The organism is Pelatocladus sp. (assembly GCF_059505505.1).
The window spans coordinates 25,319-38,768 of sequence record NZ_JCACKS010000203.1 but is presented as its reverse complement, the minus strand read 5'-3'; the positions used below and the strand labels follow the sequence as shown (position 1 = coordinate 38,768).

At 40.3% G+C, this 13,450-nt stretch carries 9 protein-coding genes; 3 read left to right on the top strand and 6 right to left on the bottom strand.

Annotated features, from left to right (window positions below; all coding sequences use genetic code 11):
• Nucleotides 1-61: 61 nt before the first annotated feature.
• A complete protein-coding gene (locus AC5JMK_RS16170) occupies nt 62-193 on the bottom strand; it encodes a zinc ribbon domain-containing protein (RefSeq protein ID WP_495910557.1) in 132 nt (43 codons plus the stop codon).
• 260 nt (nt 194-453) lie between these two features.
• Between AC5JMK_RS16170 and AC5JMK_RS16165 the strand changes: the two genes are divergently transcribed.
• The 3 genes from AC5JMK_RS16165 (at nt 454) to AC5JMK_RS16155 (ending at nt 3,261) form a co-directional block, all read left to right on the top strand.
• A complete protein-coding gene (locus AC5JMK_RS16165; RefSeq protein WP_495910564.1) occupies nt 454-2,112 on the top strand; it encodes an alpha-amylase family glycosyl hydrolase in 1,659 nt (552 codons plus the stop codon).
• Between the two features lie 62 nt (nt 2,113-2,174).
• Nucleotides 2,175-2,330 (top strand): hypothetical protein, encoded by a 156-nt coding sequence (locus tag AC5JMK_RS16160; protein WP_495910556.1) that lies wholly within the window; start codon nt 2,175-2,177, stop codon nt 2,328-2,330.
• A 70-nt stretch (nt 2,331-2,400) separates the two neighbouring features.
• The gene (locus tag AC5JMK_RS16155) at nt 2,401-3,261 is read left to right on the top strand and encodes an HIT domain-containing protein (protein WP_096675293.1); all 861 of its coding nucleotides are present in this window, start codon (nt 2,401-2,403) and stop codon (nt 3,259-3,261) included.
• Nucleotides 3,262-3,301: 40 nt separating this feature from the next.
• On the opposite strand, the gene AC5JMK_RS16150 is transcribed toward AC5JMK_RS16155, so the two are convergent.
• The 5 genes from AC5JMK_RS16150 to AC5JMK_RS16130 all read right to left on the bottom strand — a co-directional run bounded on the left by AC5JMK_RS16150 (nt 3,302) and on the right by AC5JMK_RS16130 (nt 13,369).
• Nucleotides 3,302-3,820 (bottom strand): DUF2085 domain-containing protein, encoded by a 519-nt coding sequence (locus AC5JMK_RS16150; RefSeq protein WP_096675292.1) that lies wholly within the window; start codon nt 3,818-3,820, stop codon nt 3,302-3,304.
• A 241-nt stretch (nt 3,821-4,061) separates the two neighbouring features.
• Nucleotides 4,062-6,173 carry a bifunctional arginine dihydrolase/ornithine cyclodeaminase gene (gene argZ, locus AC5JMK_RS16145; RefSeq protein ID WP_096675291.1) on the bottom strand — a complete coding sequence of 704 codons (2,112 nt, stop codon included), beginning with the start codon at nt 6,171-6,173 and terminating at the stop codon, nt 4,062-4,064.
• A 1,204-nt stretch (nt 6,174-7,377) separates the two neighbouring features.
• Nucleotides 7,378-10,044: a CHAT domain-containing protein gene (locus AC5JMK_RS16140; protein ID WP_096675289.1), complete on the bottom strand. Its 2,667-nt coding sequence runs from the start codon at nt 10,042-10,044 to the stop codon at nt 7,378-7,380.
• A 313-nt stretch (nt 10,045-10,357) separates the two neighbouring features.
• Entirely contained in the window at nt 10,358-12,811 is a 2,454-nt protein-coding gene (locus AC5JMK_RS16135) for a beta strand repeat-containing protein (protein WP_096675288.1), read from the bottom strand.
• A gap of 255 nt (nt 12,812-13,066) precedes the next feature.
• Nucleotides 13,067-13,369 (bottom strand): hypothetical protein, encoded by a 303-nt coding sequence (locus tag AC5JMK_RS16130; RefSeq protein ID WP_096675287.1) that lies wholly within the window; start codon nt 13,367-13,369, stop codon nt 13,067-13,069.
• Between the last annotated feature and the right edge of the window lie 81 nt (nt 13,370-13,450).

Sequence of the window (13,450 nt, the reverse complement as noted above, 5' to 3'; positions counted from 1 at the left end):
GTGTAGTCATGCAAGTGCCGAAGAACAGACTTTTGCCCCATCTTTGGTCTTATCTGCCCTCCTATAGATCCAGACGGTTGAACCATCCGTATGCACGCATTCTGACTCCTTCTGCTCTAATATTAATTGCTGCATTTCCATCTCGGTCATGATGGGTACCGCAGTGAGGGCAAGTCCATTCCCTCACATCCAAGGGTATCTCACTGACTTGATAGAAGCAATTAGAGCAAAGCTTGGAACGACCCTATGCAAACGAGGATCGGGACAAGGGAGAATAATTAATAACCAACTACCAACAACTAACTTAAGTATTCTTTGATTATTTCTTAAAGATTTATTTCTGAAGATAGAGTCATAATTGTTTATTTATCTCTAAGGAAATATTGGCTATTCTTTCTGAAAATCAGAGAATAATCATGCAAGGATTCACTAACATAAATAAACTTAAGTATGATGGCGAAGCCAATTGAATTTAATCTATTTGCTCCATATAACAAAGCAGCAGCTTTAATTGGTTCTTTTTCTGATTGGCAAGAAATTCCAATGGAAAAAGGTGAGGATGGTTATTTCCGTACCACAGTTGAATTAGAGGATGGAGATTATCAATATAAATTTCGTGTACAGTCAAAATCATGGTTTTTTGAAGAAGATCAATGGGTTGATGTTACAGATCCTTATGCAATAGATATAGATGAATTAAGTGGTCAAGATAACGGTATTGTACATATTAAAGACGGACAAAGAATAGTTGATACTTATGTTTGGCAGCACGATGATAAACCTTTACCTGCTGACCATGAATTAGTAATTTACGAATTACATGTTGGTGACTTTTCTGGTGGTGAAGATGATCCCTACGCACGCGGAAAGTATAAACATGTAGTTGAAAAGTTAGATTATCTTTGTGAATTGGGTATTAATGCTATTGAGTTAATGCCAGTTAAAGAATATCCAGGTGATCATAGCTGGGGTTACAATCCCCGCTATTTTTTTGCTACAGAATCAAGTTATGGTCAGACATCTGGTTTAAAAAATCTGATTGATGAGTGCCATGCTAGGGGAATTCGCGTGATTATGGACGGGATTTATAATCACTCAGAAGCATCTAGTCCATTGACTCAAATTGATCACGATTACTGGTATCATCATTCTCCACGTGACCCTGATAATAGCTGGGGTCCTGAGTTTAATTACGAATTCTATGATGAAAATTTAGAGACTTATCCTGCACGAAAATTTATCGGTGATACAATCCGTTTTTGGATAGAAGAATATCATCTTGATGGTATTCGCTATGATGCAGCGCGTCAAATTGCGAATTACGACTTCATGCATTGGATCGTACAAGAAGCTAAGAAAACTGCTGGTGCAAAACCTTTTTATAATGTTGCTGAATATATTCCTGAAACTAGCAGCATTACAAATGTTGATGGGCCGATGGATGGTTGCTGGCATGATAGTTTTTATCATTGTATAAAGGAACATATTTGTGGTGAAACATTTGATATAGAAAAACTCAAAGATATCATTGACTGTAAGCGTCAAGGCTTTATGGGTGCTACAAATGTTGTCAATTATGTGACAAACCATGACCATAACCATTTGATGGTTGATTTAGGCGATCGCAACATTTTTGATGAGGAAGCTTTCAGGAGAATCAAGCTTGGTGTTGCAATTTTAATGACGGCTGTTGGTGTACCCTTAGTTTGGATGGGTGAAGAGTTTGGTGAGTACAAACCTAAGACTACAGAATCAGCAAAAATTGAATGGAATCTACTAGGTAATGATTTGAATCGTGGTTTATTTGAGTACTACAAAGGTTTAATTAGCCTGCGAAAACAAAATCATGCTCTTTACACAGAAAATATTGATTTTATCCATGAGAATCCAGAAGCAAAAGTATTAGCTTATAGTCGCTGGAATGATGAAGGTTCCCGTGTAGTTGTTGTCACTAATTTCTCGGAAAATTTCTTAGCTGGTTATCAGGTTCCTAACTTTCCTATTAGTGGAACATGGCACGAATGGACAGGAAATTATGATGTTGATGCTGGCGATGATGGCATGATGATTGATATTGGCCCTTACGAAGCTAAAGTGTTTGTTTGGCATTAGTACAGGTCGGCGTAAATAAACTGACCGTTTCAAACAGCCCAAAAGCCTGAAATAAAAGACTTTTGACTTCCAAGGAAGCGGTACTAGGATATTTTTTGGTGTTGATTCTCCAGATTCCCGACTTCGCAGGAGTTGTCGGGGATCTTATTTTTTATGATTTAGGGTTTTTGTATTATTACGCTTGCTTTTTTGTGGACATGGGTGCGATCGCTTCATAAAATTGATCAGAACACTTGATTATAATTGGCGATCGCTTGTTGCAAATCTTCCTGGAAGATTTATTTTTTCATGAAAAAGCAAAAAAATCAATTTAGTCACCTCACAGCAATTGAAAGAGTTTATCTATCAGTACCGACAAATTTTTTATTAGATAAAAATCTGCTTCAAGGTAAAGTTCTGGATTTTGGTTGTGGCTTTGGTAATGATGTTAAATTATTGCAAAAAAAAGGATTTGATATTACGGCTTATGATCCTTATTATTTTCCCCAATATCCGAAGGAAAAATTTGACACCATAATTTGTATTTATGTTTTAAATGTTTTATTTACTGAAGAACAAGCAAATGTTCTCATGGAAATTTCACATCTTTTGAAGCCAGGAGGCAAAGCTTATTATGCAGTGAGAAGGGATATCAAAAAAGAAGGTTTTCGAGAACATTATATCCATAAAAAACCTACATATCAATGTATTGTTAAACTTCCTTTTCAATCAATTCAGTTAGATGATTATTACGAAGTTTACGAGTATAAGCATTATAATTTACAGAGAAATTCTTCTAATAATTGTATATTTTGCAATCCTTATAAACACCTCACAGTATTAACTGAATCAGCAACAGCCTATGCAATGTTTGATGGTTATCCCGTGAGTAAAGGTCATGTTTTGGTTATCCCAAAACGTCATGTGAGTAATTATTTTGAGCTACCATTTAAAGAGCAATCTGCTTGTTGGCTGATGGTTAATAAAGTGCAAGCAATTCTCAGCCAAGAATTTGCACCCGATGGTTTCAATGTAGGAATGAACATCAATCGAGATGCTGGTCAAAATATGATGCACACCAGTATTCATATTATTCCACGCTATAAAGGTGATACTGTTGGTGCTAAAGGTGGCATCAGAAATGTGATTCCGAGAAAAAACAGTTTGTAGTTTGCGATCGCTTTTGGCTCTTCTCAACTTTGAAAAAATTTCACCGCCAAGCATGAAAATTTGGCTTTCCTGCATGTAATAGTGGGATAGTAAACAATCCCCACGCCAAACCCGTCACCAATCCAAACAAAGTTACAACATAATTATTAAAACTCCACCACCCTAACACCTCTGCGGCTAACTCCAACGGATAAGCCATCATCAAGATACTTGTAAGTGCTGCACCATTCCAACCATATTGATGCAGCCAGTAAAAATTTTTACCACCATCCATCCTATACAGCAACCGAGTCAACAGCAAACCTGTAACTGTCCCGTAACAACGCATACATACAGCCATGAGAAACGGTGATGTCAAACTCACTCCCATCTCTGGTTGAGGACAGACATGACGACCCATGAAATAAATAATTTCCGCAATTCTAGGTAAAACAAACAACCCAGAAGCTGCCAAAAAAGGAGCAGCAAGGGGCCCTATCACCATTCCTGCTAACAGAAAATCAGCAAAAAAACTTACCCAATTAACTCTTAACCTTCTAGTAAAAGCAACTCCTTGCATTTTTCATCCCTTTGGAACTTTTGTGGGCTTTCTCAAACTGGTGAATATTTTTCTATCGTGTCGAATGTTTTACATCAAAACAGGGTTATTTCATTCTCGTCCAGTCCGCCAAGAAGTTTAATTTTTGGCTTATAGCTTAAGTCGTCTAAAAACGACTTTCAGTGGAGTTTTGCTGTTAGCTCGGAAATTTATTTCTGGGCGGGTTATGGTAAGAATGAAATAGCCCTTTTGCCTTCTTTTCCTATCCCATTTTGGCTGTGTACGGACTTGTCAACTTATCCAACTGCTGGGTTAACAAACTCAGGAATAATCCTACATCTGTCACTACACCCAGCGATTCAATCGAACCTCGATCGCTTAATTTTGTTACTACTGCTGGGTTGATATCTACACAAACCATTTTCACACCCGCAGGCGTCATATTACCCACACCAATAGAATGCAGCATTGATGATAACATCAAAATCATCTCTGCACCTTTGAGCAGTTCGGCGTATTGTTCTTGCGCCTTAATTAAATCCATTTGGGTATCAGGTAAGGGGCCATCATCCCGAATTGAACCAGCCAAACAGAAAGGTACGTGATTTTTTACACATTCATACATGACACCATTTTTAATTGCCCCAGCTTCTACAGCTTTGGCAATACTACCGTAACGCCGGATAGTGTTAATGATCTTCAAGTGGTGGCGGTGTCCGCCGCGTACTGCTACACCCCGCTTCATATCAACACCGAGGGAAGTACCCATGATCGATTGTTCGATGTCGTGAACAGCGATCGCATTTCCTCCCAACAGCGCTTGTACGTATCCTTCACGAATCAGCCGTGATAGATGTTCGCCACCACCAGTATGAATCACTACTGGGCCAGCTGTGACAGCAACTTTACCACCTGCATCGCGGATTTTACGTAGTTCCCAAGCCACCTGCTCAACGACTAATTCTACGCGCCGTTCGCTGGAAACCCCTGCTGACATAAAGCTAAATTCTTCAGCATTGCGTTTTTCCCGCGATTCTGTTTTGCGAATAGTGCGGATACCTTGGACATCCACAACCACCTGTTCGCCAACTTCCAAATCGCGTAAGATTTTACACCGTGCTATCAAACCTTGGGGAGTTTGGGAAATTGCGATCGCTCCGTCCATGCGTTGATTGTGTACTGTCATCCACTCACCATTAATCCGCACCTCGGTGGGATAAATCGTGCTGACATAAAAATCATCGGGAGCGACACCAGGCATAATCACTGGTTCTAGCTTGGCATCTCGCTCATCTTGCGGCAAGTCAACCGCACCCAAATCAATGAGTTGGGAGATGATTTCTTCCATCACCTCATGAGAGGGAGCCGAGACCTTCACCTCTGCGGCTGAGGTACTTTGTCGTTGTTCTCCTAAGTTAAAGTTGAGAACTTGGAAACTTCCGCCGTTATCTACAATCAAATCCAAAGCGCGGTTAATCAAGCCCGCATCAAGCAAGTGTCCTTCCATGCGAAGGATGCGGCTTTCTACCGACACAGTAGCATGAACTTCTTCTCTGACTGGTTCTGTTGAACGCAGAGTCAAACATTTGGCTGCACCCCCCGCTTTGAGAAATTCTGTCAGTGGTGTTTCAATAATTTGGAAACCCACATTCACCAGATGTTCCTTGAGGGAATCACTAGCTTTGTTCATAATCACGATGCGATCCACATTCACCGCATTACAGGCGAAGTTCACCGCATCAGCCTCGGCGATCGCTATCCGCTTTTCTGGAGCTACTCGCATTTCAATTAGACGATTGGAGTAGGAATCAAAAGCCGCAGGATAGTAAAGCAAATAACCATTTGTTAATGGACAAAAGCAAGTATCCAAGTGATAGAAGCGATCATCTATCAACCGCAGGGATAACACTTCAATATCCAGCCATTTTGCCAGATAGGGATGAGAATCTAACTCTGAACGGAAACCGTATCCCGCCCATAGCCAGCGTCCTTCCCGATCTAGGAGTGCATCACCAGCTCCCTCAAACGGCAAGTCTTTGGGTAACTCATAGACTTTGTAGCCGTTTTCCTCAAACCATTGCTTAAAATACGGTTCTTCTCCTTGACGCTCTTTATGCAAAAAGCGACTTAAAACTACTGTCTCTCCCAACACCAGACCAGCATTAGCCGTGAACACCATATCTGGCCAGCCCTGCTGGGGTGGCACTAAATTTACAATCGCGTGTTCTTTGAGGATGTGATAAAGTTTATGCCACTGCTGCACAGCGCGATCGCGCGATGACTTGTGAATATTCCCCTCCATCCAGGGATTAATTACATAGTCCACATTGTAGTGGTCAGGCGGACACATCAAGTAGCGAATCTGGGAAGTCATAAAAAATGTCAAAAGCGTATAGATGCGGTGGTTTTTCTTGAATACTAGTTGTTGCTGAACCGATTCTGCAAAAATTGATACTAAATTTATACCTTCTGATAGTTGAACACTATAAAAAAGCTTCTCTCTATTTTATATACCCGTAGACACACAAGATAAATTTTTAATACCCCAAATATAGAGTAAGCAAAATGAAGAATAAATGAGTTTTATACGGATTTAATCATTTAACGTAGCGCGGAAGTCCCCATCCCTCTATAGGGTGGGGTAGTGACGCTTCAAAAACGAGACGCACTCTAATCAACATCAACCGTAGGTTGTTGAGATTGGAGTGCAGTTGAGTTTTTGTCAAGTTCTATATTGGGCAAGCGATCAACCCAATCTTCAATAAGCTGAGTCATAAGACCTCACGGTATGCGGGAAACTCAGACACTTAAGTGCTGAGAGGAAAGCGACACGTGCGGTTTTAACCGCCTTAAATATTTGCACCATTATCGCGCAAGGAGATTGTTTAACTCGGTGTGCTATTGTGTTGCACTTTCAAGCTTGACAATTACCATTTCAAATCTCACAACTCTGTACGCATAACGGCTTTTGCTCCAAGGAGCCTTTCCTTGCGGAAGTAATGTTAGCTACCCTTCGGGAACGCCAAGGGCGAACGACAATGTTATTGGTCTGTACTATCCAGAAGACACCGACTTAACCCAATAAATCTGTTTAATCTTCCAGTTCTAGAGCAGGAAACTGGCTACGCATTCCCTGGTAGGTCTTTAACTCTTGCCAATAACGTAGTTCAGTTAAGAACTTAGTCTGGTCAACTATTGTCTTAGTCTTAGGCTAGAAACAAGCGTGTCTTTAGACCTGGGTTGTTGACTGTTTTTTCTTTACTAGCTGCATATAGCTTTAGCTTATTGTACCTGCGTTCAGACATTCTAAATCTCAAACAGCCAAAATTCCTAGCAGCTAGACGACTTAACCTAGTACAGAAAAACCAGAAACACCAGAAAAATTCTGCTCCCTTCCCTTGTCCCTCTTGTCCCTCTTGTCCCTCTTGTCCCTCTTGTCCTCCTTGTCCCCAGAGGGACTCCTATCTTCCCCGATCCCCAGTCCCCGTTCGCGTAAGCGTCTCCGTAAGGAGAATCCCCGATCCCCGTTCGCGTAAGCGTCTCCGTAAAGAGAATCCCCGATCCCCAATCCCCAATCCCTACAACCAATTCCCTACTAAAATATAGGGCGCCCATAAGTAGGGAATCTTATGTTTGTTTAACAAATCCAATTGAGCGCGCTGGAGAGCTTCAGCTTTGGTAAGTTTAGGGTCTTCTAACTCTTGATAAAATTTAATCATGAGTTTAGCCGTAGACCCATCATCAACAGACCACAAAGTTGCTAACGTACTGCGTGTACCTGCTCGGACTGCGATCCCAGCAAGTCCCAAGGTGGCTCGCTTGTCTCCTACAGCAGTTTGACAAGCACTCAGCACAAGTAATTCAATAGCACGAGATTTACTAGAGTTACCTAAACGCAATAATTGGTCAAAATCCTTGACTTTTAAAAGTTGATCCCAAGTTAGAATAAAAGTCTTCTCAGCATTAGAACTAAACTCACCATGAGTTGCGATGTGAACAACATTATATGATGCTTCTTTGATTTGACTACGCACATTTTCTTCAGTAAAATTCCGATTGAGAAGTCGTTTATGTTTAGGTATAGCTGATTGGATGTCCCGCAATTCGACTTCTACATTTTTGAGAGGAGCAAAGGATCGATCTCCAAATTTACGTTTTTGACTCACTCCAGCAGTTAAAGCATAAATTTTTCTTCTTTGTAAAGGCTTGGGATCAACTAGCTGCAAACCTGGAGCCAAAGCAATAGCATATTTTTCGATTAAAAATTTTTTCTCTTGCTGATCATAAAGAACAGCCATTGGAATATTTCGCAAAGAACCATCTAATACGAATACCAATGTTTTGATATTCATCTCTACCAATTTATTTTCTCGTGGTTTAATCAACCAGTTATATACTTCCTGTGAGTATTTCTTCACATCCTTTGTTTCGTCTGGTTCTGCGAGCGATCGCTGTAGTTCCTCTAGGTTTTTTTCAACTTCATTCGCCCGTTTATAAACTGTGTAGTGTTCAAGTTCACTTTTATTTGGCAACTTGAGAATGATTTCGAGACGGTCTTTTAAAAGAATTGGATAAATGACTGCGGTTTTAGAATCAGTTTTATCAACCACGTCATCAATATTTTTGGATGAAGGTTCCAAACACGCTTGTCGAAAAAAGTTTTCTAGTTCTGTGAACTGTAAAGCTTCAATTACAGTACGAGCTTGTTGTAAATTTTCTTTACTAATTTTTCTACTCTGATCTTGGGGTTGCAAAAGTAAATCTACAAATTGGCGATAAACAGGTTCGACATTATCCCGAAAGGAAAACTGCACATCTGGGTTAAGAGCAACTAAATCCTTACGAAGAGATATCAGGGTATCATAGGCATCGTTGTAGGATGCGATCGCACTTGGAATATTGTCTCTCATTTTAAAGATGTATCCTAGTTGCCATTGCCATAAATAGGCAATATCCCCCATTCGCATACTCAGAGCTATTTTTAATCCTTGATCAGTCAGCTTTTGAGCATTGGCAAAATCTTTTGTTTCTAGGTAAACTCCCCCTAATGCACCCAAGGCGTAAGCTTCTGAACGTTGATCACCAATACTTCTAGCTTGTTTAATTGCTGTTGCTAAACCTTGAGCAATTTCTTCCCAAGTAAGTATATCTACGTTGGTGGCTTGTTTTAAATGTACTAAACTCTGAGCTAAGTTAATCCGAGCAAAAATTGCTGTTTGATTAATCGGAACTTGGTTTAATCGAGATTGGATATCAGTATATAATTGCTGTGCTTGTGACCAATTATGCATTTCTAGCAATACACTTAATTGATTGAGTTTTGCCTGAACTTGCACAACTGGTGAATTATATACAGTAGCCGCCTGCTCATAAAATTGGACAGCTTGTTGATAATATTTAGAAGCCTCACTAGAGATGGGATTATTTAGATTAGAGGTGATGTAGCGTAAAGGTGTGGGTCGTTCTCCATTAATAGCATTTTTTTGATTGCTAGCACTATTACCGAAACCACGTTGAATGTTACCTAAACTGAGCAATGTTTCTGCTAATTGTTCAGGCGATCGTAATTTTTGAGCCAAATTACGACTTTGCTGCAAATATTTTTCAGAATCATGTAACTCACCAACTAATTGCAGAACATCACCAAGACTACGGAGGAGAGTTATTTTCATTACAGAATCTGGTTGTTTATCCACAGATTTAACCACTTCCTGTAAATTTGTACGTGCTTGAAGATAAAGCCCCAAAGTTTGTTCAGCTTGAGCAAGATTAATTAGACTACGAATTTTACCAACTTCATCACCTAATTGCGTGTAGATCTTAGCTGCTTGTTGCCAAGTATCTGAAGCTTCTTGAGTTTTGCCTAATTCCAATAGCAGATTTCCCTGAATTTCCAAACTTTGGGCTAGGAGTTGTGGATTCCGATTAATCTTAAGTATTTCTAAACTTTTTGTAATATAGCTATACGAAGTTTGTATCTGTCCGAGTTGCTTGACGACTAAAGCAAGATTGCTCAACGCCATAGCTTGTTCTAGCTGATCTCCACTCGCTTGAAAAGCTTCTATTGCCTGTTGTAAAATTTCGACTGCTAGAGTGTAATTTCCATTCTCATAAAGTTTTTGAGCTTGTGCAACTAAAGATTGGGCATTTGATTGGTTAGAATTACTTTTTGCTTGAGCAAAAGGAACAGCAAGTTGTATACCAAAGTTAAGATTAAACTCAAAAATAACCAAAAGTGCAGTCATCAAAGCAAGAAAGCATCTTTTCAACCACCTGCGAATGTAAAGATAACGTCTGTTCATCGGTGTTCATTGGTGTGCATCTGTGTTTGATTCCTAAAACATAAATCTTGTCGCACCCCTAATTCAATCAGGCATAATTTCCTTTTAGCGAGTAGGACAACTTGCAATACGGTTCGGTTAAGGATTTTTCGTCATCATTTAGGCATGTAGAGACGTGCCATGGCACGTCTCTACAGGGTTTAAATTTTGTACCAGACGCGATATATCGCGTCTGGTACACACCAATTTTTTTTTAACATTTGGGATGCTCCCACCTTTAGCGCGTTGGGCAAGCTACGGGATTTGACCAAGAATTCACAGGTGTGGTATTTGCTGCTACCAACGCCACTTCCCCAGATTTATCAATTACCCAACCTGTAGCCTCGACAATGTGATCTGGGATTGAAGACTTGGCTAATGACTCGCCTCCTATAGGGATTTCTCGATGATCAAGACGAACCCAAGGCATCTGTACAGTATTTTGAGTGCGGAATGCTTCGTTTGGTAAAAATGGCAAACCACCACGTCCAGTGACGACAAAGCTATTGTCTTTGTCTGTGGGACAAGCTTGGGCAATTTGTTTTGTAGCATCGATGGGAATATTTGGTAGTTCTATTAAACCAGAACTGGGATCAACATCCGGGATATTGATTTGGACATTGCCATTTAACTGAGAATTTGCCCCAGTGGCAGTGATATCACTTAAGGATGTGGGTTCTGGACGGAACTGCGTACCAAAAATAGATTGAGCATTAATGGTGACATTACCGCCTCGGAAGTCTCTAGAATTGGCAGTGATATCACTATTTTCTTGTGGAATTGCAACTAAATTATTTGTATCAATATTGATATTGCCACCAGTCACATTGCTTCCTGTGGCGTTGGTGGTGATGGCACTGCCACGACGTAAGATTAAAGTTCCAGAATGCAGGTTAATATTTCCTTGTCCGCCTGTAGTTGTAGCGGTGAGTTTGCCTTGGTTGTCTAGCAGTAGGTCGTCAACTGTAATATTAAGGTTGCCTCCCCTACCTGAACCTAGGCTGTTGGCATTAATTTCTGCTCCATTGTTGACAGTCAACTTCCCTGTGTTAATTCTCAAATCGCCCGCACTACCAGGGCCTTCACTTCTAGCTAATAGGGTACTGGGAACAACTTGTCCCTTTGCACCAATGGCAGAACCAGTCACTGTTACAGATTTCGAGGCATGGATATCTAATCTTCCTGCCTGTCCTCGACTACCATCAAGAGCAGCAACTGAGATGCTAGCACCGTCTTTGAGAACTAAACGCTGGGTATTAATGATTAAATCCCCTCCCTTACCTATGGGTGGTGTGAAGAGTGGCCGTGAATTTCTAGTCTCAGAAAGTAAGCCACTGGGGAAATTAATAGTATCTTCCACTCTTTGCCCATTCGCGTCAAATCTGGTAAGAGGTATCACTATTAAACCACTGGCTTCCACCGATTCAGAGGCATCTACTATCACAGTTCCCCCATTACCAGCACCAAGGGTAGAAGTTGAGATTTGTCCGCCATCACGGAGAATTAAGTTCTTGGTGGAAATCTGCACTTTTCCCGCATTTCCAGCATTTTTTTCGGTGCTAAGAGTCCGAACACTTAAGCTAGAAAAGCGTCTATTGTTTCCTAGTACTTGTACAGATTCAGAGGCATCTATAGTTAAATTTCCTCCTGAGCCAGAGGTAAAAGTAGACGTCTCTATGAGTCCACCATCACGAACAATCAATCGCTTTGTTGCAATTGTAATGTCGCCTGCGGCTCCAGTTGCAAAAGTAAAAGTACTTAATTGGCTAGGAGAATTCTGGTTGAAACCACTGACTTCTACAGATTCAGAGGCTGTGATTGTTAGAGGTTGACCTGGTTTATCTCCTATGGTAATTCCTCCGACCTGTGATGCATCAGTAATTGCAATATTTCTGCCACGCAACTGTATAGCTCCATTGCCTTCACCAGTTGTAAAAATATTAGCAGCTTGGGATACTTGTATATCTTGAAAATTTTGCACGTCATCGTATCCCAAAGCCCAACCTTCAGTAACAGGAGCCAAGCTGACAAAACTGTTAGGAGCGACACTTCCAATATCAATTCGTCCTGCGGGTGCTAATAGCGTACCACCCTTAATTGATAAATCACCACCCAACATTGCTAAAGTTTGACCAGGCAGAACTTGTAAATTCGACCCTTCTATTTGGATTGGTTGAGCAGTTTGCCCAAATTGCAAACCGATGGGGAGATTGACAGTTAGTAATGGTGTTGACTGGGGATTAGTGGCACTAAATTGAGTGCCATCGGCAAAGTTGATACTATGGGCTGTACTGGCAACAAAAGAACCGTTGACGTTTAATGAGGCATTTTGACCAAAGATAATACCACTAGGATTAATTAAAAAAAGGTTGGCAGAACCGTTGGTTTTAATCAGTCCGTCTATGTTTGAGATTGAACCTCCTGTCACTCGGTTAATGATATTTTTAACATCTAAGTCATTGGCGAAGGAAGCTGAACCACTTGTTGGTACAGAAAATTCTTTAAAGCTATGAAAAAGGTTGCTACCAACCTTGTTGCCGTTGGTAATATTAAAATCTCGGTTATTGGTGGTTGTAACCTGGGTTGATAAAGTTCCATCTGAGGAAACTTGTGCCTGAATCAAATCGGTTTTAACCAGAAAGCATAAGGAAACTAAACTAGTTATGCAAAAATGGTGATTCCGCTTTTTCATAAACAATTATGAATTAGGAATAATTTTATTTAGCATATACAAATTATTTGTTGATAGTCAGTAAGCAGAAACATTGTGAAAATGCTACTTATATGCTTATGCCGATGTAGAGACGTTGCACTGCAACGTCTCTACATCTGGTGGAATGACAAACAATCTCTTCAAAAAATATCCAACTTGTAGGGTGCGTTAGGCGTTCCGCCATAACACACCCTACCTTAATATTTATTAATTTATCGCTAATTCACGTCAGTTTTAACATGGTATGCAATAGCCATATGAAATATATCCACCAGCACCACCTGGACACGGGACGTTGCATTCAGGCTTTAATTTAATGGGGTTCATTTCCCCTTTATCCACGATATCGCTAGCTTTTGGCTGTGATACTGAGGTTTGTTTCGTTTCGGTTGGTGTGACTTTAACTACTTCTGATTTAGTTAGTTCTGATGGGGTTACTGGTGTTGCAACTTTCATTTCATCAGCCATTGCAACAGAGCTAAACATCATCAAAAATGAGATAAAGATACCGATTACCAATGAGATTGTGCGTTTCATAGTTTTATTTTCGATTGAGATATACACTTTTGGGGTTGCCCCTGAAATAACACCAATATCAATTGATAGATTTCCTGAAAA

Excerpts from the sequence above, each read along its gene's own strand:
- AC5JMK_RS16165 (WP_495910564.1), top strand. The coding sequence starts at position 454 with ATGGCGAAGCCAATTGAATTTAATCTATTTGCTCCATATAACAAAGCA.
- AC5JMK_RS16155 (WP_096675293.1), top strand. The coding sequence starts at position 2,401 with ATGAAAAAGCAAAAAAATCAATTTAGTCACCTCACAGCAATTGAAAGA.
- AC5JMK_RS16150 (WP_096675292.1), bottom strand. The coding sequence starts at position 3,820 with ATGCAAGGAGTTGCTTTTACTAGAAGGTTAAGAGTTAATTGGGTAAGT.
- argZ (WP_096675291.1), bottom strand. The coding sequence starts at position 6,173 with ATGACTTCCCAGATTCGCTACTTGATGTGTCCGCCTGACCACTACAAT.
- AC5JMK_RS16140 (WP_096675289.1), bottom strand. The coding sequence starts at position 10,044 with ATGACTGCACTTTTGGTTATTTTTGAGTTTAATCTTAACTTTGGTATA.
- AC5JMK_RS16135 (WP_096675288.1), bottom strand. The coding sequence starts at position 12,811 with ATGAAAAAGCGGAATCACCATTTTTGCATAACTAGTTTAGTTTCCTTA.
- AC5JMK_RS16130 (WP_096675287.1), bottom strand. The coding sequence starts at position 13,369 with ATGAAACGCACAATCTCATTGGTAATCGGTATCTTTATCTCATTTTTG.